A 20,926-nucleotide genomic window follows, 5' to 3' on the forward strand; every position below is an offset into this window, starting at 1 on the left:
TCCACTCTAACAGAATGGAACCTTTCGCACATAGCAAAACCGCCCGGGGATGTCCCCGGGCGGCCTGTCACAGCTGCTCCCTGATCGTCCTGAACTTTTCCTCCCACCGCTCCTGGTTGATGGCGCTGTCCATCCTGGCACGGATCGAGTGGATTTCCCTGACATGGGCATTCATATAAGCACTCGCGTCCAGCATCGCTTCCCGGTAGACCGCTTCAATCTCATCGGCCTGCTTTTCGAATGTCTCGTCATCCCGGCACATACCGAGCATGTCGACGATTTCGTCCCCTTCACGCTCCGGCCCGTATTCATGCGGCTTGGTCGCATCGAATACACAAACCGATAGCTCAGGGAGGACGATCAGGTCAACGCTTCCCGGGTCGAGCGCACACCATCCGTAGATGACATCCAGTCCCCGGGCCTCCGCCTCTTTCCCCAGCTTTTTCATCATTGTAGACTTGCCGGTGCCGGGATGTGCCTTGATAAGGAGCCGGCGCTTCAGGCCTTTTGTGACCGAATCGAAAAAGTCTTGCGCTCCCTCCGCGGTGAGTGTGCCGATGTACCGGTTCACTACGGAAGGCGCCTTATTAAGCGAAAGATCGCCGAACAGCGATCCGGCGAGGCTGTCCGAGAGTTTGTCCGCGAGCTCCCAGGACATGCGTGCCCTGTTTGCCTCTTCCCACCGGTCATGCAGCTCTTTCGCGCGCTTCAGTGAAGCGAATGTCTTGCGGAGCGCCTCCTCGGCCTTTTCCGCAGTTTCCCGGATGAATCCGTTCTGCAGCTTCAGCCGGTCCTCGTCATAGCCGTCGTAAAACGTCACCACACGGTGTGCGCCTCCGATCTGCACGGGCTCGAGTGCCACCGGATGGGAGGCCTGGACAAACAGGATTCCCGGCTTTACGACATGGACGGCATCAAGCCCGTCCGGGGTAAGCGGATCATGGAAAAGTTCAACGTCCCACCCGCGCTTCACATAATACTGTGCGACCTCTCTAAGAAGCACGGACAGGGCTCCTGTCGGGGGGGCCTTCAGGAGAAACGCCTTTGATGCCCCCGAAAGCAGCTCCCTGTAATTGTGCCGGATCCCCTCGGATGTGTAGGCCGTGCTCATATAGGATGTGATGGTCCCCTTCAAGCGATCACCCTTTCCTCTTGACGGGACAGTATATGCGCGGAGCCGCGAAAAAAGCACGGCGGGACATGTCCCTGCCGTGCTTTCCTCTAGTTCACGCCGACCTCTTCCACCGGCTTTGACAGTCGTTCAAGGAGCCCTTTGAAGTAAGGGATCGTGTACTGGAGCAATTGCCCGAAAAACAGCACGATGATGACTGTTCCCACGCCGACGGGACCCCCGATCAGCCATCCGGTCAGAGCAACGGTGGCCTCCAGGACGGTCCTGACCGTTTTCACACTCCAACCTGTCTTCTCCATCAGGACCAGCATCAGTGTATCCCTTGGGCCGGCCCCGATGCCCGGAGACACATACATGCCGAGTCCGATCGCCTGTACCGTGATCCCTGCCAGGAATAATGATATCTGTCCTGCGAGTGAATGGACATCGGGCAGGATCCAGTTGAAGAAATCAATGAATGAGCCGATCAGGAGCATATTGATCCATGTGCCGACCTGCGGCAGCCTGCGAAGATAGATGGACGTGGAGATGACGATAAAGAATCCTGTAAGAATCGACCATGTGCCGATCGTCAGTCCAAGCTGCTTGAACAGGCCGACATGAAGGACATCCCATGGGCTGATGCCGAGCAGGGCGCCTTTGATCGTCAATGTGATGCCAAGGGCCAGAAACAGCTGGCCAACCAAAAAGAATGTCCATCTCAAAGCCTGATATCGTTGCATTCAGGCACCTCCAGTCTGTTCATCCGGCAACGGATCATTTTCGGAGCGGTACAAATACCGCATCTGCGGCCGTTGCGAGAACTTCCGGCGAGAGCTTCACCTGGAGACCGCGTTTCCCTGCGCTGACAATGATCCGGCCAAGCTGTTTGGCCGATTCGTCGATGTACGTCGGAAAGGCTTTTTTCATGCCGACAGGCGAACAGCCGCCCCTGACATAGCCTGTCACGTCGGTCAGATCCCTAAGGTGCAGCATCTCGACTTTCTTTTCGCCGGCGGCTTTAGCGGCCTTTTTCAGATCAAGTTCATCTGCGACCGGAATGACGAAGACAAAATACTTTCCCGTGCCTGCGGTGGAAACAAGCGTCTTATAGACAGTCTCTTCCGCCTGGCCCGTCTTTTCCGCTACCGATACTCCGTCTATCCGGTCGTCATCCGTATCGTATTCAATCAGCTCATATTCGGCCTTTTGCCGATCCAGGATGCGGACGGCATTTGTCTTTTGGACTTTGTCCTTTTTCGCCAAACCGGACACCTCCGTCAGTCTTGGTCGCCAAGCAGTTTTTTCAGCTGGTCTGCAAGCGCCGTATTCACCGGTTCTTCATCCTTTTTCATGTACTTCTGCACGTCGCGTTTGGACACTTTCCCTTTGTTCGTCTTCGCCTTGCGCTTTTCGAATGCGGACAGCTTCTCGCGGTAGCCGCAGCGGCAGGTGAAGATCCGCCCTTCCCCTTCTCCTCGAAGTTCCAGCTTTTTATGGCAGTTCGGGCAGCGGGCATTTGTCAGCTGGGAAACCTTCTGTCGGTGTCCGCACTCCCGGTCCTGGCAGACAAGCATTTTGCCGCGCTTGCCGTTCACCTCGAGCATCGGCTTGCCGCAGTCCGGGCACATCTTGCCGGTGACGTTGTCGTGCTTGAACTTTTTCTCTGAAGCCTTCACTTCTGAAACGGCCTGCTTGGCAAAGCCGGTCATCTCTTTCATGAATTCCTTTTTCGACAGCCTGCCCTTTGCAATCTCTGTCAGCTTCTGTTCCCATTCTCCGGTCAATGCCGGGGACTTGAGATCTTCCGGAACCAGCCCGAGAAGCTGCCGGCCCTTGGATGTTGTGAAGATATCATTGCCTTTTTTTTCAATGACAAACGAATTGAACAATTTTTCGATGATATCCGCCCGTGTCGCAACTGTACCGAGTCCCCCCGTCTCACCGAGTGTCCGGATCAGTTCCTTGGATTCACCGGCCATGAACTGCGCAGGGTTCTCCATTGCGGCGAGAAGTGTCCCTTCGTTAAAGCGCGCAGGCGGTTTGGTCTGCCCTTCGGTCATCGAAAACGCACGGATGCCGAGTTTTTCGCCTTTCTCGAATGGGGGGAGCGTCTTGTTGTCTTCCTCCTCCGCATCCAGGCCATACACAGCGCGCCAGCCTTCGTCACTGATGGTCCTGCCTTTTGCATGGAAGCGCTCGCCTCCTGCACCGAGCACCGCAGTGACAGCCTCGTACTTGTAAGGACCTGAGAAGACCGCGATGAACCGCTTTACAATCAGGTCAAACAGCCGCTTCTCGCTGTCGGACATACGCTCGAGGATCGCCGGTTCCTCTGTCGGGATGATAGCGTGGTGGTCGCTGACTTTGCCGTCATCGATGACACCCTTCTGCGGCTTCGGGTTGCCTTTTTTCATGATTACAGCAATGTCCTTCCGATAAGGGGCAAGGCGCACGGCCTCCAGCCGATCCTTCAGGGTAGACGCCATATCGGACGTCAGGTGCTTGGAGTCGGTCCGCGGATAAGTAACCGCCTTATGTGACTCGTAAAGCCCCTGAAGGGTGTTCAGCGTTTCCTTCGCTGACCAGCCAAAACGTTTATGCGCTTCCTTTTGCAGTTCGGTCAGATCAAAGAGCGGTGGTGCCGGCTGACTTTTCGGCGTGCGCTTCACTTCTTCGACAATGCCTTCCCGAATGCTCTCCAGCTTGCCGAGGAGCGCCTCCGCCTCTCCTTTGTCAAAAGTACGGCCATCTCCCGATTTCGCTGTCCATTTGAACCTGCCGGAATCGGTGAGCGCTTCTATGCCGTAGAACGCCTTCGGCCGGAACTCACGGATTTGCCTTTCCCGCTCCGCGATCATCGCAAGCGTCGGTGTCTGCACGCGCCCCGTCGACAATTGGGCGTTATGCTTCACGGTCAGGGCACGCGTCGCGTTGATGCCGACAACCCAGTCGGCCTCGGCACGCGCTTCCGCCGCCTCGAAGAGATTTTCATACTCACGTCCGTCTTTCAGATTGCGGAAACCATCTTTGATCGCCTTGTCGGTGACGGACGAAATCCAAAGCCGCTTGACCGGCTTGTTGGCCTTCGCTTTTTCCAGGATCCAGCGGGCGACCAGCTCGCCTTCGCGCCCGGCATCGGTCGCGATGATGACTTCCCGGATGTCCCCTCGCTTAAGGAGCGCCTTGACGGCGTTGTACTGCTTGGTCGTCTGCCGGATCGGCATGAGCTTGAACGGCTCGGGCAAAATCGGCAGGTCCTCCATTTTCCAGTCCTTATATTTCGCGTCATACTGCTCAGGGTCGGCCTGTGTCACAAGATGGCCAAGCGCCCATGTGACGACATAGTCCTTTCCTTCCAGTGCGCCGTTCCGTTTATCGTTGCATCCGAGCACACGTGCGATGTCACGTGCAACGGAAGGTTTTTCTGCAAGAACCAATGATTTGGACATGTGCGTCCACTCCTCTCATACCTTCTGATTATACAAGACCTGCGGCGGGATTTCACCGCACCCTGCCGGTTTGACTTCGATGAGCACGGCAGGACGGATGGCGAAGTGCCGGGGGAATCCGGCATGTCCGAGTTTCTCCGGGGCCAGGTCCGGATTCCGATCTGCAAATCCGAGTCCTGACCGCTAAGTCCGAGCCTCTGAAGGCATTAACTCCTCCGGACAATCAGAAAAGCCGGGAGCGCACCTGCTCCCGGCCACAATGCATTATTTAAGTGCCGAGTCCGGTGCCGGGCCCGGGAGCGGCGGTTTCCCGCCGTTGCCGTCCCCGCCTGCCGGATGGTCGCCGTTCAGACGTTTCTCGATCTGTTCCTTGGTGGCAGATGTCCTGCCATCTGTTTTGTTCTCCAGCTTTTCCTTCACTTTTTCGACAGTCTTGTCCGGCGGACTCAGGGAGACAACCAGATCGCCTGGCTCCGCCGCCAGTTCCTTCCCCGGTGAGTAGAAATCGATTTTCCCGTCTTTCCGCAATATATAAAGGAGGACCGGACTCTCATCCCGCTCACGGAGGTACTGAGTGTATTTATAGCGTTCCGTAATCGGCGTTTTCCGGACAACATATCCATTACGGATACGTGAATCCAGCACGCCCACAGGGAGCGCCGGCTCGAACAGGAATCTGCCTGGCGAGCGGACGAGCCGATCTCTGTCGACCCCGTAGCGTTTCGGGTCTCCTTTCAGCCCGGAACGGTAGACGAACGTTGGACCGAAGTCATGGACGAAGTCACTGCAGATATGGGCGTTATACATATCCATCGGCGTCATCGACAGCAGGTTCTGGTAAGGCGCCAGGTCATACCTGTAGTCGACCTGCTCGGAAAGGATGTCTCCCGAGAGCACTTTGATCCCCTCCTTGCGCGCCTCGAACACATCGTTCCAGGCGTCGGTCATGAGAGCGACCGGTTTGCCGTCCTCTTTGATGGATGCGGCAAGCCGTGCTATGAAGGGTCCGCCACCGACGATCAGCGCACCGGAATTATCCGCCGCGACCAGGTTCAGTTTCTTGGCGAGCGGCCCGAGCGTGAAGCCATGCACCACAACAGTGCCGAAGACAAGCGCGAATGTCAGCGCCGTCAGAAGTTCCGCGTCCTCATAGCCCTGTTCAAGCAGAATCGAGGCAAAATAACCGGAAACGGTGAGTGCGACGATTCCACGCGGCGCAATCCAACCGACTAGAGTGCGTTCCTGCTTGGTTAGATCTGTGCCGATTGTCGATAGCCAGATCGACAGTGGCCGGACGACGAACAGCGTCGCGAGGACAAAAGCGATGATCCGCGGTTCAAAGATTGCCAGCAGCGTATCCACCGAAAGTGACGCTGTCAGCATCACAAAGATGGCGGAAACGAGAAGTACAGTAATGTTTTCCTTGAAGTGGCGAATATCCTCGATTGATGACAAGTGCATATTCGCCATTGCTACACCCATGACGGTGACTGCCAGGAGCCCCGTCTCATGCATGATCTCATCGGACAGGACAAACACGAACAGGACGGCCGCGAATAGGACCGGCGACTTCAGAAACTCCGGCACCTTGTCAGCTTCGAACAACTTGCCAAGTATCCAAGCGACAAACCAGCCGAGAATCCCCGCAAATGCCGAAGCCGCGAAGAAGATCAGGATGCCTGTGCCTGACAGGTCACCCTTCAGGAAGCGGATGGTCTCAAACGCAAACAGTGCAAGCAGTGCTCCGAACGGGTCAACGATAATTCCTTCCCATTTCAAGATCGCCCCGACCCGCGGCTTCAGCTTAGCCTGTCTCAGAAGCGGAAGGATGACCGTCGGCCCCGTGACGATGAACAGTCCCCCGATAACAAAGGCCACTTCCCAGCTGAGTCCGGCCACGTAGTGCGCAGCGAGCGAGCCGAATATCCAGGCGAGGAATGCACCCAGCGTTACGATACGGCCAACCGGCCTGAAAAACCCCCGGATTTCCCGGAGATCCAGATTCAGACTTCCTTCAAAAAGGATGATGGCAACCGCGATCGAGATGATTGGCGAGAAGAAGTCGCCCAGTTGCTGCTGCGGATTCAGAAGCCCCAGAATCGGACCGAGCAAAAGGCCCGCAATGGACATGACGACAATGGCCGGAAGACGGAGCCGCCAGGCCAGCCACTGAGAGCCGATGCCGAGTGCTGCGACCGCCATGAAGGAAAATAGGAATGAATCGAACATGGGAAATCCCCCCTTTTTCACGATAAAATAATATCCAGTTTACCATATTCAGCCGGGTCTTCTAGCCCAAATCCTCATATTCGCCAGGCTGGTCCCATATGTTGGACAGGAACCGATATTGCAGCCAGAAAGGGTGAGGGCCTTGACCGGACAACCGAAAAAGAAAGCGGTCTTTTACTGTACGGCAATTGATATTCCATCCGCCTACCGGACACGGCGTGCGCTGCGCATCGCTCATGCGCTTACTGATATTGAAGTAATCTTCCTTTCCGAACGCCCGCTCCCCCATGTCGAAGCGGCCGGATTCCGCGTCGATAAAATCCATGGAAAGGACGGGCTCAGGAAGGCTGCAGGAGATCTGCAGCCGGATATTCTGCTCAGGGACGGGCGAGCCGAACCGGAAGAAACAGCGGCGCTGAAGGAGATTGTCCCAGCCATTATACACTTTGATGACAACGGCGAAGATACTTCGCCTGCCGATCTCATTTTCCGGACATTCGGAGGCGAGACGAGGGGGGCGGTGCCTTCCAACGTCGTAGAGGGCCAGACGGGGTTCATTGCGGACCCGAGCCTGATCCGTCACCGCCGCGCCGGACTCGCCAAACATCCGCCCGGTGACCTGCCGCATGTAGTCGTCACCCATGGGCCGGCAGATCCGTCCAACCTGTCATACCGGACTCTTCGGCATCTGACTCAGTTGCACATCCCCCTGAAAGTGACCGTCCTGCTCGGTGAGGCTTACACCCATCCTGACGATCCTCTCATGATGATGGCGCTAGGTAAGCGAAATGTCACCATACGCAAAATGCCTTATGACTACGGCCGGGAACTTGCATCCGCCGATATCGTGATCTGTTCATCCGGCCATATACCTTTTGACGTCGCTTTCCTGAGCATCCCCTGCATTGTCCTTGCCCAGAATGAGGCAGAGTTGGGGCATGCACTGCCGAATGAGGAAAACGGGTTTATCCCCCTGGGTTTGGGACGCAAGGTCAAGCAGTCGATGCTGCTGAACGCGGTGATGGAACTGCTTCTGCATGAACCACTCAGAAAGCGCGCAATCGAGCGGCAGGCGGCACTCCGTGTCGAAGATGGAATTGATATGGTGAGCGAGGCAGTGCTGTATTATCTGGAATATCCGCCGCGGGGCGGGAAGCCTAATAGGCCGTTTCCACGGCATTGATTCGAATTTGCCTCCGACAGTCCGGGCTTTATGATACAATGTCCGCGACAAGGAGGCGTTCGAAATGGACAAACGATCCCTCGAAGCTGAAATTGCAGAGCTTAAGATGGATTATATCAGTCTGCAGGGCGACATCGAAAAACTCGAGTCGACCGGCCACGAAACCCAGGTCAGGAATGCTGAACAGCGTCTTGCCGCAATGGAAGACAGGCTGTCTGAACTAAACAAGCAGCTGGATGAACTCGACTGAGCATCCAAGAAGCCGGCCCGCGCATTTACATGGGATGCGCGGGCCGGTTTTTGGTCAGTAAGTAGTCAGCTTCAGCAGTTTTTGCAAGCCGTAGACGACCCGCTGGGCCTGTGAAAATCCGTCCAGCTTCTCTTCGGCTTCCAGTGTATAGAGGGCATCTTCGTTGTTCCAGAGGCGGCTGAAATAGCCATCGAGCTCCTCCACAAGCGGGCTGTCCGCCGGCGCCTCGATGCGGAGGTTGGCTTCGAGGTTGTAATCATCCAGCGCCCGCTCCGTCATATTCGCTGCACCACTCGAAATGTAGGCCTCTTCCCCGTCCTTCACGTAAACCAGCTTAGTGTGGTATTGGCCGATGACGGCATTGTAGAACCGGACCTCAATCCGGTCTTCGGAATCCTCGATCAGCTCTTCGGCTACAGGCATATTCGGCAGGCCGGTCTTTTTGTTTCCGAAAGCATTCTCGTTCGGATCCAGGATGATGCGCACCTGCGCACCCCGTTCAGCCGCTCCGATCAGAGCCGACAGGATGTCCCGCTTGGCGATATAGAACATGCCAAGCCAGACCTCGTCCCCTTCCCCTGCTTTTCCGATATCTTCAAGCAGGTGCTCCAGAATCGGCCGCTCCGTCACATACTGCACACCGTACAGTCCATCAGGGTTCTCTTCCGCTTCAGTGCGCGGGAACTCCTCAGGACCTTCCGAATAGCGGGAAACCGCCTCTTCCGCTTCAAGCACGTCATTGATCACAGGTCCATCCGCCTTGAACGCGACATTCCCATGCCAGCCGCTCGCGTCATGCGGATTGCCTGAGTTTACAAGGACACCTTCTTCTGTTGCAATCACTTTCCGGTGGTTCGCTTTCACGTTCAGCAGTTTCAGATAGGAACGGACAGTCATTTCAGGAGCATCTTCGGCCATCGGGTTCGGCAGCCACCCCTTTCCATCCTCCCCCCACCTCTGGAAGAGGATCCGGTAGACTCCCGAATAGATCGGCGTGGAATCCCGGAGAGGATCGAGTGCAGTTACCACCACCTCGACGCCGGCTTCCTTCAGAAGCTTTATTTCCTTTGATCTAAATGATCCATAACCATTATTGACAGGATCCGTTATGAGTATGACCGGCATTTCCGGATTCTCTTTCTTTTTCTCAGCCAGCCGATCAGTGAGCGTGCGGGCAAGTTCCGGGAAATCTTCTTTTTCGTCATAATAGCCGTTATAGAGGAAATAGTCTGCTACAACAAATTCCTCCGCCCGGTCGATCATCGCGAACACTTCCTCGAAAATCTCCAGCTCATGTACCATCCCTTCCTTTGAGCGGTCCTGCGAATAGGTCAGGTCCGTGTACATCTCGACATTGTCCGTCCGGTAAAGCGTACCGTCATGGGAGATGCCTTCCGGAAGCGGTTTATATGTATGATAAAGCACAATCCCGATGTAGATCAGGATAAACAGGCAGGCGATAATCGTCAGCACCCTCCGCCTGGTACTCCATTCTCTGATTCTCTTCTTGTCCATGCGCCTTCCCCCTTTGGTCCCCCTTCCATTCCCCTTTCCTGTTCGATAGAAAACCTGGCCCCAGAATGTTTTGCCGATCAAGAAAAAAGCCAAATAAAAATCGGGATTCCGGGCAACTTTCTGCCCGGAACCCCGTCCTAATGATTATCTTATCCGGCTGTGACATAGCCTTCGGCCTGCTCGTCAAGCAGCACCATTTCCTTCAGGCGCTGCTTGGCGCGGAAGAGGCGGGACTTGACGGTCCCGATCGATACTTTCATAAGTTCTGCAATCTCGTTGAGTGAGTATTGGTTAACGTAAAAATAAAGCACTGTCTTACGGTAAATGCCGTCCAGCTCATCCAGCTTCGACTGGACGATGTGGCGGATATCATCACGTTCAAGCAGATCGTCCGCGGTCGGTTCCGCACAAGGCACGAGGTCAAGAATCGGAACGTCGAGCGTTTCCGGCTGCTCCATGACATGCTGGCTGCGCCGGACCGTTTTGCGATAGCGGTCACGGAAAGTGTTCATGCAAATCGTAGTGAGCCATGCTTTGACATGGTCAACACCCTCCAGCGACTTCTCGTTGCGGACCACTTTCAGCCAGACGTCCTGCATCAGGTCTTCTGCCTCGTCTTTGTTGCGCGTCAGTTTCAGGCAAAGATGATAAATGAACCGTTCATATTCTTCATAGATGGTTTCGATATTACGACCGGCCATGGCCGATCCCTCCCGTTCGTACTGTTCTTTGTTGACCTTATTGTCCTATAGAGGAACCTTGCCCTCCATCGGATTCTCTTTCAGGTCCATTACAAAGATGTAAGAAACGGGGAAAGGTTCAAAACAAAAGCGCAAGCGCCCGCTTAGCAATGTACAAACTGGAGCCCTTCGCAATGAGATAAAGGAAACAAGGTCTATAGTGTGTAGTTGCTTTCCGTTCCGGCGCAGGCTTTCCGCGGGGAAGGCATCGAGCCCCTTGCAGGGTCTCTCCGCTCTTCCTTTTCCGCAGGAGTCCGCGCCTCCACTTCAAGCAATAATGTCAATTATGTTCGATTCAATTATTCATTCTATAATAGTTGCCGGGCACTAGAGCTGGACGCTGAATTATAGACTCCAATTGATACTGGAGGATTGAAACGGAGGGCCCGAGACACCTGCGGGAAAAGCGTTAGCCGAAGACCCCGCAGGATGTTGCGCAATGCTCCGCAACGCTGTCGCTTTTGCTCGCAGAAGATCTTCCGCTACGCGATGCACACAGACGCCAGTCTCCGTACTGGCGCCGGCTGAGGCAACGCCCGCGGACTAGCGGACACCGTCACGAAGAACGGCGTCTGTGGCCAAAGGCGACTGCGTTGTCCAACAATGATCTTCCTGCGACCAAAACGCAGTTTTGGTAAGCAAGGGCCCGCAGCGGAAATCCGGAGGATTTTCATGAAAAGAAAAAACTGCAGACAAAGGAGTAATCCACTCACTTTGTCCACAGTCTGAGCGCCTCCCTCCAGGGGAAGCGCTTTTTCGAGTTGCCGTTTCCTTTATTCTTCGACTGCGGCCGCCTCTTCATCAGGCTCCCGCTTGGTGATCATCATGCGGGTGATGCGGTTGCGGTCCATTTCCTCGATCAGGACATCCAGATTACCGTAGGAGAATTTCTCTCCCGGCAACGGGACATGTCCGAGTTGCTGAAGGACGAACCCCCCGATGGTATCATGCTCGTCCGGAAGTTCGGCCCGGAATGTCTCTTTCACGTCGTCCATCTCCAGGCGGCCTGAGCATACCAGATGGGTGTCCGTCATCTCATATACGAGCACTTCTTCTTCCTGGTCGGTCTCATCCTCGATATCCTGCCCGATCATCTCTTCAATGATGTCCTCATGCGTGACAATTCCGAGTGTGCCGCCGTATTCATCAAGCACGATGGCGATATGCTTCTTTTTTGCAAGCATCATTTTGAAAACACGTTCGACGCTGAGTGTCTCGACAACGAACAGCGGCTCTCGGTCCATATAATCTTCAATGGTCGAATCTGTGGCCATTGACCATTCGATGAGCTGCTTGGAATAAAATACCCCGACGATATTGTCCATATTGTCTACGTACACCGGATAACGCGTGTACCAGTGATCCAAGATCGTATCCCGGACGTCTACATAAGTGGCATCATGCGATAAGCCGACGATCTCCGTCCGGTGGGCCGACATCACGTCGGACACGTCCTTTTCCGGGAAGTCCAGCACCCCTTTGAGGCGGATCGATTCCTCTTCCTCGAACGTTCCTTCAGTCGATGCAATGTCGACCATCGAGCGCAGATCTTCCTTTGTCAGTGTCGCCTCCGTCACCGCACCGCGGGATATGATGCGGATGAATATGTTCGTGAAGAGCGACAGCAGATAAGTCAGCGGCGAAAGCACGACGACCAGGAATCGGATAATCGGGAATACCAGATAGGAGACCTTTTCAGAAAACGTCGCGGCAATCGTTTTCGGCAACACTTCGCCGAAGATGATGAGGGTGATTGTCAGGATCGTTGTCGCAAGCCCGACTTGCCAGCCCTTGTCAATCGCAATCGCCGTAAGGAGAGTCGGCAAGAGAATGTTCACGATATTGTTCCCGATCAGGATCGACGTAATCATCCGGTCAGGCTTGCTGATGAGTTTCAGCAATTTCTCAGATTTCCTGTCTCCCTGGTCAGCACGGAGCTGAACCTTCATCCTGTTCGTGGCGGTAAGCGCCGTTTCGCTGCCCGAGAAGAAAAAGGACAGGAAGAGCAGGATTCCCAAGACGATAAACAAAAGCCATTCCCCCTGAAGAAACTAATTTACACGGAATTCAAAAACCTTATTGACCATCATACCATAAACACTTCCCCTGCCATGCCCATTTAAATCCGCTTTCTCTGTTTCTGGTATACTTATTCACGAAAACCAACGTGGAAAGAGGGATAAATTGATGGATCATCTGAAGGAACTTGACCGCCATTTCAGCGAACACCGCAAAGCGCATCTTGCAGAGCTGAATGACTTCCTGAGCATTCCGAGCATCAGCTCGCTCTCCGGGCATAAAGAAGATATGAAAAAAGCCGCCGAATGGCTGGCAGGGTCACTCGAGTCTGCGGGACTCGAGAATATTTCTATTGATGAAACGGCGGGTCACCCGGTCGTCTATGCGGACTGGCTGCATGCCGAAGGCCAGCCGACCCTCCTCATCTATGGCCACTATGATGTCCAGCCGGTCGATCCGCTGGAGCTTTGGGACAGCGCTCCGTTCGAACCGGAAGTCCGCGACAACAAACTGTACGCACGCGGGGCCAGCGACGATAAAGGCCAGGTGTTCATGCACGTGAAGGCCGTCGAAGCCCTGTTCAAGACGAACGGCAAACTCCCGGTGAATGTGAAGTTCTGCATCGAGGGCGAGGAAGAGATCGGCAGCCCGAACCTCCCGGCTTACGTTGAAGACAACAAGGACAAGCTTGCTGCAGATGTGATTGTCATTTCCGACACAGGCATGCAGGGTCCCGGCCAGCCTGCTGTCTGCTACGGCCTCCGCGGTCTTGCCGGCGTCCAGATCGACGTCAAGGGTGCCAAGGGCGACCTTCATTCCGGCCTTTACGGCGGTGGTGTGCAAAATGCGATCCACGCTCTTGTGGAACTTCTCGCCTCCTTCCGTGACAAGGAAGGTACAATCACGGTAGACGGTTTCTATGATGATGTGCGCCCCGCGACCGAAGAGGAACGTGAAGAATACCGGAAGCTCAGCTTCGACGAGGAAGCATTGAAAAAAGAGCTCGGCGTCAGCGAGCTCTTCGGTGAAACAGGGTATTCGCATCTCGAGCGCACTTGGACCCGCCCGACGCTCGAGATCAATGGCGTCTTCGGCGGATTTTCAGGCGAAGGGATCAAGACCGTCCTTCCCGCTGAAGCAGGCGCGAAAATCACGTGCCGTCTCGTACCGGACCAGGACCCGGATGACATCGTCCAAAAACTGCGCAGCCATATCGAGAAAAACAAACCGGCCGGCGTAACGGTGGACATCACCGAATTTGACAAGGGCAAGCCGTTTCTCACCCCTTACGATCATCCGGCCATCCAGGCAGCGGGTACGTCGTATGAACGGGTGTACAATGTTCCAACCGCCTATACGCGTGGAGGCGGCTCAATCCCGATTGTGGCGGCCTTTGATGAGATTCTCGGTCTCCCTGTCGTCCTCATGGGCTTCGGTCTGTCATCCGAAAACTTCCATGCGCCAAACGAACACTTCCATCTTGAAAACTTCGACAAGGGATTGCGCGTTATCGGCGACTATTATTTTGAAGTGTCGTCCGCGCTTTCCGGAGCGGAGTAAAACGTAACTTTTTCCTCGATCGGGGTGTGATCCCATTCCTTCGGCATCGTATCCGAATGCCCGAAGTGCAGCATGCAGATCACGCGCTCCCCGTCACCGGCGCCCAGCGCCTCGCGGAATTGGGGCTGATCCAGCCAGGCAGGTGTTTTGATGCATGTGCCGATGCCCTTGTCCCACGCGAGGAGCTGGGCGTTTTGCAGGAATGCGGAAATGGCCATATGGTCTTCGAGACGCTGCTTTTGGCGCATGTCTTCACGGACAATCGCAAAGACGATGGCTCCCGCGCTCTTGAACTTGGCGGATTGGCGCTCAAGGGCTTCTTCCGTCAGTTCACGCCAGTTCGGAATGGCGTATTCCCTGATCAGGCCCTGTACATCGGGAAGATTTTCTCCTGCTCCGACGACAAAGCGCCATGGTTCGCGCTTGCCGTGGTTAGGCGCGTATCTGGAATCGCACAGGACTTCCATGACATTTTCACGGGATACCGGCGTTCCGTTAAAATTCTTGATGGAGCGGCGTTCAGTAACCGCTTTCCGGACACTCATCTGCTGTTGGCTCATGTAAATTCTCCTTCGCTACCAGTAGTCACACTGATTATAGCAGACCCCATGGAGGGATGCCGATGAACGCCTTTAACCCGGAAATCATCCTATACCTGCTTTTCTGCTGGGTGGCGGGTTCAGTGCTGTGGGCCCGGGTACTCGGCCGCATGCTCGGTGCCGATCCGGCCGGGTCGGGCAGCGGAAATCCCGGTGCACGAAATGCGGGCAGGCTGTTTGGCGCTCCTGCTTTTCTGGCGGTCTTTGCCGGAGATGCCCTGAAAGGTGTTGCGGCTGTCGTTTCCGGGCGGTATCTCGGTTATCCGGAATGGCTTGTCGCTGCCGGCGGGGCACTTGCGGTTTTCGGGCATGTCTTCCCACTGTTCCGTGGAAAAGGCGGAAAGGGTGTATCAGCCTTTATCGGTGCAGCGCTAGCCTTCTCACCCGGTAGCCTGATCGGCTTTGCTGTCGGCACCGCGGCCGGACTGCTGCCGCTCCGAAGTGCCACGCTCGCCATGCCGGGCGGATTTGCAGCTTGGACCGCCGCCCTCTGGCTTTCAGGTGTTCTTTCCGTCTCCTGGCCGCTTGTTATGGCGGGAGGACTCGTGCTTTTCCGGCACAAACCGGATTTTCACGAAGCGCTGCGACGGCACTAGACATTATTCGATAGATAATAAAAACATCAAAAGACTTATATTATATCGCTATAATATAAGTCTTTTTTCTTTTCTTCCCCCTATTCATTTCCTAGTATGGTATAGTATTTTGAAAACGACAGCGCTTTCAGGGGGTTGAACATGCCGAAAAAACCGATTGCTTATATTGTGGACAGCACTGCCCATATTTCACATGAATTAGCGAACCATCCGGACCTCTACGTCGTTCCGCTCAATGTCCATTTTGGAGACAACGAATATGCGGACGGCGTCGGTATCCGGCCCGAAGAACTCTATGAGAAAATCCGGACATCCACAGAACTTCCGAAAACCTCACAGCCTTCCGCCGGCCGGTTCGCCGAACTGTTCGACCGCCTCAAGGAGGAATATGAGCAGGGTATCGCGGTGGTGCTTTCAGGAGAAATGAGCGGAACTTACGCCTCAGCCGTGTCAGGGGCAGACCTGAGCGGATTCGATGTCCGCATCGTCGACGGCAAGTCCCTGTCCTATGGAACGACCGGCCTCGTCCGGCTCGCCATGGAACTCGGGCAGGAAGGAAAAAAACGGGATGACATTGTCGATGCAATCAGCCGCCATATCGGAAAGGGCCGCTCCTATATCTATATTGGGCAACTGAACCAGCTTCATAAAGGCGGCCGGATGGGAAGCGTCCAGTTCTATCTTGGCAGCATGCTGCAGATCAAGCCGATCATCCAGATCACACCCGAGGGCACTCTGGATGTCACCGACAAAGTCCGCTCCGAAAAAAAAGCATTCCGCTATCTCGTCGATAAAGTGAAGAAGGCATATGATGAAGGCCGGCGAACCATACACCTCATGCATGCAGACAGCCCGGGTGAGGCTGACCGTCTGAAGGCGCAAATGCTCGAAGCCATGCCTGACTTAATAGTGAAGACAGGCGACATCGGCGCGGTTCTTGCCGTCCATGCCGGCGAAGGAACGATGGCTGTTATCTGGTACGATTTTGACTGATCATGGTTCCATATAGACGAAAATGACGGCCCCTGGCGTTCTGCCGGGGGCCGTCTGATATTCAATCAAACCGGTCATTGATCTTCCAGAAGATGTACGTGGCATCCGGCCGCCAGGCGTAAGAATCTTTATACGCCCAGTGCCTGTCGCGGACATTATACGTATGGGCATTCACATACGGAACGCCGTCCCTCTTCGACGTCACGATCGTCGTATGGTTGAAGACGCCATCCCCTTCGAAGTCGTAGGAAATGATGTCCCCCGGTTCAAGCTCCCCCGCCGACTGGACACGCTTCGCTGTCAGCCCTCGCTGCGAACCGGCCAAGTACCAACGGAGTGAATGGGACACGCTCCAGCTAAAGCTCCAGTTTCCTCCCCCGATCCACCATCCACGCTCCCTGTTCGGCGAACCCCACATCGGGGCTCCGCCCGCCCTCAGACATTGGGAGACATAGTTCGTGCAGTCGACCGCGAACTTTGGATATGCGGGATTATAGTCATTCCACCAGCGGTTCGCATAGGCAACAGCCGCCTCCCTGTCATAGACCGCCAACTTCCGCACCCCCTCTCCTGCAACCTATGCAAAGAAGGGAAATCTTTATGCTCCCAAAGAAATGACAACCCGTCATATACGGGCATTTCACAATCAGACTCCAGTTTCCGCCGCGATTTGTCCCCTGTTAGCGCCGCTTTTCAAACCATTTTTCCAAAAACAATAAAAACCGCCGGAATCCCTGCAAAGGAATCCCGGCGGTTTCGTATGATGGAGCATAGGGGGCTCGAACCCCTGACCTCTGCGCTGCCAGCGCAACGCTCTCCCAATTGAGCTAATGCCCCGTATCTCTGGTACAATGAAGAGTATATCAGCAAAACGAAAAATTGACAATAGCCGTTTTCGAGGTGATCACATGCAGCACAAAGAGCGCGAATTGACAGGGCCCGTCCGGCTATCCAACCCGGACGGGACTCTTAATCCGGAAGCGATCGGATTCAGCCGGAATCCGATTATCACCGGCAATCTTGCCAAAAACTATATGCGTAAAAAGCGCTGGAACTACTGGTGCGTATACAGTGAAGATGTGCTGTTTTCGGTGACAGTGTCCCACCTTGACTATGCCGCCTCCTGCTTCGTCTACGTATTCAACTATGAGACCCAGCGGTTTTTCGAGAAGACGGTCACCGTACCGCTGGGCCGCAATGTCCGGATGGGCGACGAGGTGCTCGGCAATGTGTCATTCACCCACCCGGATATGAACATTCAGATGATCCACATCAAGGGCGAGACTCACCTGCTGGTCACCGTGCCTGACTTTGACGGTGATCTCCTCCATGCTGATTTGCATATCAGCCATCCGGAGGGTGAAGAATCCCTGAATGTAGTTGTTCCGTGGAACCGCAACCAGTATCAGTTTACAGCAAAGCACCATCTCCTGCCGGCCGAAGGCTTCGTCACGATCGATGACCGCCGTTTCCGGATCGGCAGGGAGGAATCGTTCGCCGTCCTTGATTTCGGCCGAGGCATCTGGCCCCGCAAAGCTACGTGGAACTGGGCTATGGCCTCCCAGCAATATGGGCGCCGCCGCATCGGACTGAATTTTGGGGGACAGTGGACGGACGGGACCGGCATGACCGAAAATGCGGTGTTCATAGATGGAAAGATGTATAAGATCAGTGAAGACGTGCTGTTTGATTACGATCCGGATGACTACATGAAAACATGGAAAATACGTACCAAGTTCACCGATTCAGTTGACCTGACGTTCACACCATTTTTCGAACGCACCGCCGAAACTGATGCCAAACTCGTCAAATCGGAAGTCCATCAGATGTTCGGCTACTTTAGAGGTCGGATCCGTCTCCCCGATGCAGGCGTCAACCTACACCTCGTTAAGCTGCTTGGCTGCAGCGAGGAGCACAGGGCAACCTGGTGAAGAACAAGCACAGGCACCGCATCCCGCGGTGCCTGTGTTTTCATTTGAACAAATTGAGCATCCTATGCGGGTAATCCGTGAAAATCGCTTGCGCACCCGCTTCTCGCAGCATAAGGGCATGCTCCGGGTCATTGACCGTGAAGACCCGCAGCACGGACCCTTCAGCCGCTGCCCTGCGGCCGGGCTCCCGTAACGCGAAAGGCAGCGCCGGATGAAGGGCATCAGCTCCGATACCGGCTGCCGCAGAACGGGCATCAGCCAGGATTTCAACAAACAGCATTCCCGTCTCAATATCCGGAGCTTCACGTTTTGCCGCTTCCAGTGTCACGTGGTCGAACGATGACAAAATGACCCGATCCGCAATGCCGAATTCACGCACGAGCGCGATCACATTCTCCCGCAGACCCGGATAGGGAAACACATCCGATTTCAGCTCGATGTTCAGCCTCTGCGGCTTGCCCCGGAACAGCTCAAGCACCTCCCTCAATGTCGGGATGCGCTCATCAGAGTATTCATCCGCAAAGCGGCAGCCGGCGCTTAGCTGTTTTAATTCATCCAGAGTCATGTCTTTAACGTAACCGCTGCCGTCCGTTGTCCGATCGACCGATTCATCGTGGATCACGACCGGCACACCATCACTTGATAAATGGACATCAAATTCCACCCCGTCGATCGGCAATTCAGCAGCTTCCCTAAATGCGGCCAACGTATTTTCCGGCCGGATTCCGGATGCGCCGCGGTGAGCAAAAATTTCCAACGCCATCTTTCCTTTCCTTATCGCCTTTGTTTCCCTGATTATGACATACCCAAATACCGCCGGCCATGAAGAACGCTGTTTAAAATTCGCTGCAACAGGAAACATAAAGGACAAACAGATAAACCGAAAGGACGTGCACCTTATGAAATACAACATGCTCGGAATGACTGCCCTCGCCGCTGTTCTCACACTCGGCGCTTGCGGCAGCAACAATGATGCAATGGATGATGCTGCAGGTGGAGACAATGATGACCAGGCTCCGACGACCGAAGAAACCGGTGATGCGACTGAAACGGCGATCGAAGATGACAAAGCTGGTGAAAACCCGTCAGGCGGCAAGAACGACGGTCAGAGCGAAACAACACAAGGCTACGGCTTTAAGGACTTTGATCTGGAAATCGATGTAGACGGCAAGGATGCCGTCGATGCAAGTTACGAGACACAGGAAGACGGGACATTTGAAGCAGAATATAAAAACACCCTTGAAGGCGTCGACTATGGCGATGACAACAAGCAGGAAGAAGCGATGAATGAGCTGGATGCCCTGTTCAAGGAAATCATGCTCGACCAGAATGTGAACGAGGAAGAGGCCAAGAAGAAAATCCTCAACGCCCTCGAAATTCAGGACTACACAAAATTTGAGCTCGAAGTAAATTTCGAAGAAGGTCCTAACCTGAACATCGAAGAAAATAAGTGATCCACCTTGGCGGCAGATTCCGATTCGGAACCTGCCGCCAATTTTTGTATCTTTTCAAAAGCAGCTTCAGGGTGTAAGATGCCCGTATTCCCCTGCCAGGTTTAAAAATGGCTAAAAAGGGGCAACTAAACCGGAGATAGAATCCAAGAATGATGTACCGACGGAGGTCCTCACCATGGCAAAACAGAGACTGACCTGGGTCGACGTCACGAAAGGATTTCTCATGATCCTTGTCGTCATCGGCCATTATCCCGGGGAGCTCGACTTCCCCCTATCCAAATATATTTACTGGTTCCATATGCCGGCCTTTTTCCTATTGAGCGGCCTGTTCTTCAAGGAAGTGAAAACAAGGGCGGAGGCAGGCGATTCCATATTGAAACGGTTCATGCAGCTGATCGTTCCTTATCTGTTTTTCCTCGTCGCCATCACTGCGGTGCGTTACGGAATGGAAATCGGATATGGAAACACCGATCTGCAATGGTATCTCAACGACCTGTGGACGCTCGTCGTCGGCGGCCGGTTTGTCCGGGGCGCCTACGGAGTGTTTTGGTTCGTGACGGCTCTGTTCGCCGTCTTCGTGCTGTTCACGTTCATGACGCGATTCTTTAGCCGCAAGGTCCAGATCGGACTCGTCGCCCTGTCTTACGTAGTCGCCCACACGGAGAGCCTGTTTGCCCAACGGATGCTGGACGGCGATGTTGTCGAATCCGCACAGCAGATCCCCTTGCCGTGGAACGTCGATGTGGCGCTGATGGCACTCGTGTATTTCGCGATCGGCTATTACCTGAAGACATTCTGGATGGAGATCAGCGGCAAGTGGCTTGCTGCCGGAGCTGTCACGGTCGCAGCCTGCCTTGCCTTTGATGCTGCAGGATTGTTCGATTATCACCTCAGCATGAAATTTCTGCGCTATGATCACTTCTTCCTGGATCTGATCATCCCGGTCTCCTGCACGGTTGTCGTCATCGGACTGTTCCAGCGCGCCGCACAGAAAATGCCGCTGAACTGGCTGCAGTTTATCGAGAAGCACTCCATCTCGATCATGTACCTCCATATCTTTGCGGATATCGTACTGAATGACTTCTTCAATTATGGCCTGATCGGCTTTACCGCAATCGGCCTTGTGCTGCCGATCCTTGTATCGGTGGCCCTTGAGAAGTTCGTTCCTTACGGCAAGATTTTTCTCGGCGGCTTCCGCCCGAGAAAGAAACCGGGATCCGCCGCTATGGTCAGATAAAGAAAACCGGAGAGGCTGCCTCTCCGGTTTTTCTGTGCACATTGATTATGAAAGACC

19 protein-coding genes and 1 tRNA gene are annotated in these 20,926 nt (G+C 54.6%); 8 read left to right on the top strand and 12 right to left on the bottom strand.

Annotated features, from left to right (window positions below):
* Window positions 1-67: 67 nt before the first annotated feature.
* The 5 genes from BMX91_RS01935 to BMX91_RS01960 form a co-directional block, all read right to left on the bottom strand.
* Complete coding sequence (locus BMX91_RS01935) at window positions 68-1,135, bottom strand: hypothetical protein (protein ID WP_092049312.1); 1,068 nt, start codon at window positions 1,133-1,135, stop codon at window positions 68-70.
* 86 nt (window positions 1,136-1,221) lie between these two features.
* Window positions 1,222-1,854, bottom strand: coding sequence for a YczE/YyaS/YitT family protein (locus BMX91_RS01940; protein WP_092049314.1), 633 nt, complete (start codon window positions 1,852-1,854; stop codon window positions 1,222-1,224).
* 34 nt (window positions 1,855-1,888) lie between these two features.
* Window positions 1,889-2,377 (bottom strand): Cys-tRNA(Pro) deacylase, encoded by a 489-nt coding sequence (gene ybaK / locus BMX91_RS01945; protein WP_092049316.1) that lies wholly within the window; start codon window positions 2,375-2,377, stop codon window positions 1,889-1,891.
* A 14-nt stretch (window positions 2,378-2,391) separates the two neighbouring features.
* Entirely contained in the window at window positions 2,392-4,563 is a 2,172-nt protein-coding gene (locus tag BMX91_RS01950; RefSeq protein WP_092049318.1) for a DNA topoisomerase III, read from the bottom strand.
* 264 nt (window positions 4,564-4,827) lie between these two features.
* Window positions 4,828-6,792: a cation:proton antiporter gene (locus BMX91_RS01960; RefSeq protein WP_092049320.1), complete on the bottom strand. Its 1,965-nt coding sequence runs from the start codon at window positions 6,790-6,792 to the stop codon at window positions 4,828-4,830.
* Between the two features lie 142 nt (window positions 6,793-6,934).
* Here BMX91_RS01960 and BMX91_RS01965 point away from each other — a divergent pair, with 142 nt between their 5' ends.
* Window positions 6,935-7,975 (top strand): hypothetical protein, encoded by a 1,041-nt coding sequence (locus tag BMX91_RS01965; protein ID WP_092049322.1) that lies wholly within the window; start codon window positions 6,935-6,937, stop codon window positions 7,973-7,975.
* Window positions 7,976-8,039: 64 nt separating this feature from the next.
* A complete protein-coding gene (locus BMX91_RS01970; RefSeq protein ID WP_092049324.1) occupies window positions 8,040-8,225 on the top strand; it encodes an SE1832 family protein in 186 nt (61 codons plus the stop codon).
* Between the two features lie 54 nt (window positions 8,226-8,279).
* On the opposite strand, the gene BMX91_RS01975 is transcribed toward BMX91_RS01970, so the two are convergent.
* From BMX91_RS01975 to BMX91_RS01985, 3 genes are all read right to left on the bottom strand, one after another.
* On the bottom strand, window positions 8,280-9,740 hold the full coding sequence (locus tag BMX91_RS01975) for a phospholipase D family protein (protein WP_092049326.1): 1,461 nt from the start codon (window positions 9,738-9,740) through the stop codon (window positions 8,280-8,282).
* Window positions 9,741-9,889: 149 nt separating this feature from the next.
* Window positions 9,890-10,441, bottom strand: a complete 552-nt coding sequence (locus BMX91_RS01980; RefSeq protein ID WP_092049328.1) for an RNA polymerase sigma factor — start codon at window positions 10,439-10,441, stop codon at window positions 9,890-9,892.
* Between the two features lie 812 nt (window positions 10,442-11,253).
* A complete protein-coding gene (locus BMX91_RS01985) occupies window positions 11,254-12,510 on the bottom strand; it encodes a hemolysin family protein (RefSeq protein WP_092049329.1) in 1,257 nt (418 codons plus the stop codon).
* Between the two features lie 157 nt (window positions 12,511-12,667).
* Here BMX91_RS01985 and BMX91_RS01990 point away from each other — a divergent pair, with 157 nt between their 5' ends.
* Window positions 12,668-14,059: a dipeptidase gene (locus BMX91_RS01990; protein WP_092049331.1), complete on the top strand. Its 1,392-nt coding sequence runs from the start codon at window positions 12,668-12,670 to the stop codon at window positions 14,057-14,059.
* On the opposite strand, the gene BMX91_RS01995 is transcribed toward BMX91_RS01990, so the two are convergent.
* Window positions 14,020-14,619, bottom strand: a complete 600-nt coding sequence (locus BMX91_RS01995) for a nitroreductase family protein (RefSeq protein WP_092049333.1) — start codon at window positions 14,617-14,619, stop codon at window positions 14,020-14,022. The genes BMX91_RS01990 and BMX91_RS01995 overlap by 40 nt on opposite strands.
* A 62-nt stretch (window positions 14,620-14,681) precedes the next feature.
* On the opposite strand from BMX91_RS01995, the gene BMX91_RS02000 reads away from it, so the two are divergent.
* Together BMX91_RS02000 and BMX91_RS02005 are read left to right on the top strand one after the other, a co-directional pair.
* Window positions 14,682-15,254: a glycerol-3-phosphate acyltransferase gene (locus BMX91_RS02000; protein WP_177168226.1), complete on the top strand. Its 573-nt coding sequence runs from the start codon at window positions 14,682-14,684 to the stop codon at window positions 15,252-15,254.
* Between the two features lie 141 nt (window positions 15,255-15,395).
* On the top strand, window positions 15,396-16,247 hold the full coding sequence (locus BMX91_RS02005) for a DegV family protein (protein ID WP_092049337.1): 852 nt from the start codon (window positions 15,396-15,398) through the stop codon (window positions 16,245-16,247).
* 61 nt (window positions 16,248-16,308) lie between these two features.
* Here BMX91_RS02005 and BMX91_RS02010 read toward each other — a convergent pair whose 3' ends face one another.
* Entirely contained in the window at window positions 16,309-16,800 is a 492-nt protein-coding gene (locus BMX91_RS02010) for an amidase domain-containing protein (RefSeq protein WP_092049339.1), read from the bottom strand.
* Between the two features lie 211 nt (window positions 16,801-17,011).
* Window positions 17,012-17,084 (bottom strand) — tRNA-Ala (locus BMX91_RS02015).
* Between the two features lie 71 nt (window positions 17,085-17,155).
* Between BMX91_RS02015 and BMX91_RS02020 the strand changes: the two genes are divergently transcribed.
* Window positions 17,156-18,178, top strand: a complete 1,023-nt coding sequence (locus BMX91_RS02020; RefSeq protein ID WP_092049341.1) for a DUF2804 domain-containing protein — start codon at window positions 17,156-17,158, stop codon at window positions 18,176-18,178.
* Window positions 18,179-18,218: 40 nt separating this feature from the next.
* On the opposite strand, the gene BMX91_RS02025 is transcribed toward BMX91_RS02020, so the two are convergent.
* The gene (locus tag BMX91_RS02025; protein ID WP_322787436.1) at window positions 18,219-18,941 is read right to left on the bottom strand and encodes a glycerophosphodiester phosphodiesterase; all 723 of its coding nucleotides are present in this window, start codon (window positions 18,939-18,941) and stop codon (window positions 18,219-18,221) included.
* Window positions 18,942-19,077: 136 nt separating this feature from the next.
* On the opposite strand from BMX91_RS02025, the gene BMX91_RS02030 reads away from it, so the two are divergent.
* Entirely contained in the window at window positions 19,078-19,632 is a 555-nt protein-coding gene (locus BMX91_RS02030) for a YusW family protein (protein ID WP_092049343.1), read from the top strand.
* Window positions 19,633-19,807: 175 nt separating this feature from the next.
* Window positions 19,808-20,869, top strand: a complete 1,062-nt coding sequence (locus BMX91_RS02035; RefSeq protein ID WP_092049345.1) for an acyltransferase family protein — start codon at window positions 19,808-19,810, stop codon at window positions 20,867-20,869.
* Window positions 20,870-20,926: the final 57 nt, after the last annotated feature.

Origin of the sequence: Bhargavaea ginsengi, assembly GCF_900109165.1 — a bacterium.
Classification (GTDB): Bacteria; Bacillota; Bacilli; order Bacillales_A; family Planococcaceae; genus Bhargavaea; species Bhargavaea ginsengi.

Coding starts and splice junctions, on each gene's coding strand:
- BMX91_RS01940 (WP_092049314.1), bottom strand. CDS start 1,854: ATGCAACGATATCAGGCTTTGAGATGGACATTCTTTTTGGTTGGCCAG.
- BMX91_RS01995 (WP_092049333.1), bottom strand. CDS start 14,619: ATGAGCCAACAGCAGATGAGTGTCCGGAAAGCGGTTACTGAACGCCGC.
- BMX91_RS01950 (WP_092049318.1), bottom strand. CDS start 4,563: ATGTCCAAATCATTGGTTCTTGCAGAAAAACCTTCCGTTGCACGTGAC.
- BMX91_RS01960 (WP_092049320.1), bottom strand. CDS start 6,792: ATGTTCGATTCATTCCTATTTTCCTTCATGGCGGTCGCAGCACTCGGC.
- BMX91_RS02025 (WP_322787436.1), bottom strand. CDS start 18,941: ATGGCGTTGGAAATTTTTGCTCACCGCGGCGCATCCGGAATCCGGCCG.
- BMX91_RS01970 (WP_092049324.1), top strand. CDS start 8,040: ATGGACAAACGATCCCTCGAAGCTGAAATTGCAGAGCTTAAGATGGAT.
- BMX91_RS01975 (WP_092049326.1), bottom strand. CDS start 9,740: ATGGACAAGAAGAGAATCAGAGAATGGAGTACCAGGCGGAGGGTGCTG.
- BMX91_RS02000 (WP_177168226.1), top strand. CDS start 14,682: ATGAACGCCTTTAACCCGGAAATCATCCTATACCTGCTTTTCTGCTGG.
- BMX91_RS02020 (WP_092049341.1), top strand. CDS start 17,156: ATGCAGCACAAAGAGCGCGAATTGACAGGGCCCGTCCGGCTATCCAAC.
- BMX91_RS02005 (WP_092049337.1), top strand. CDS start 15,396: ATGCCGAAAAAACCGATTGCTTATATTGTGGACAGCACTGCCCATATT.
- BMX91_RS01990 (WP_092049331.1), top strand. CDS start 12,668: ATGGATCATCTGAAGGAACTTGACCGCCATTTCAGCGAACACCGCAAA.
- BMX91_RS01980 (WP_092049328.1), bottom strand. CDS start 10,441: ATGGCCGGTCGTAATATCGAAACCATCTATGAAGAATATGAACGGTTC.
- BMX91_RS02030 (WP_092049343.1), top strand. CDS start 19,078: ATGAAATACAACATGCTCGGAATGACTGCCCTCGCCGCTGTTCTCACA.
- BMX91_RS02035 (WP_092049345.1), top strand. CDS start 19,808: ATGGCAAAACAGAGACTGACCTGGGTCGACGTCACGAAAGGATTTCTC.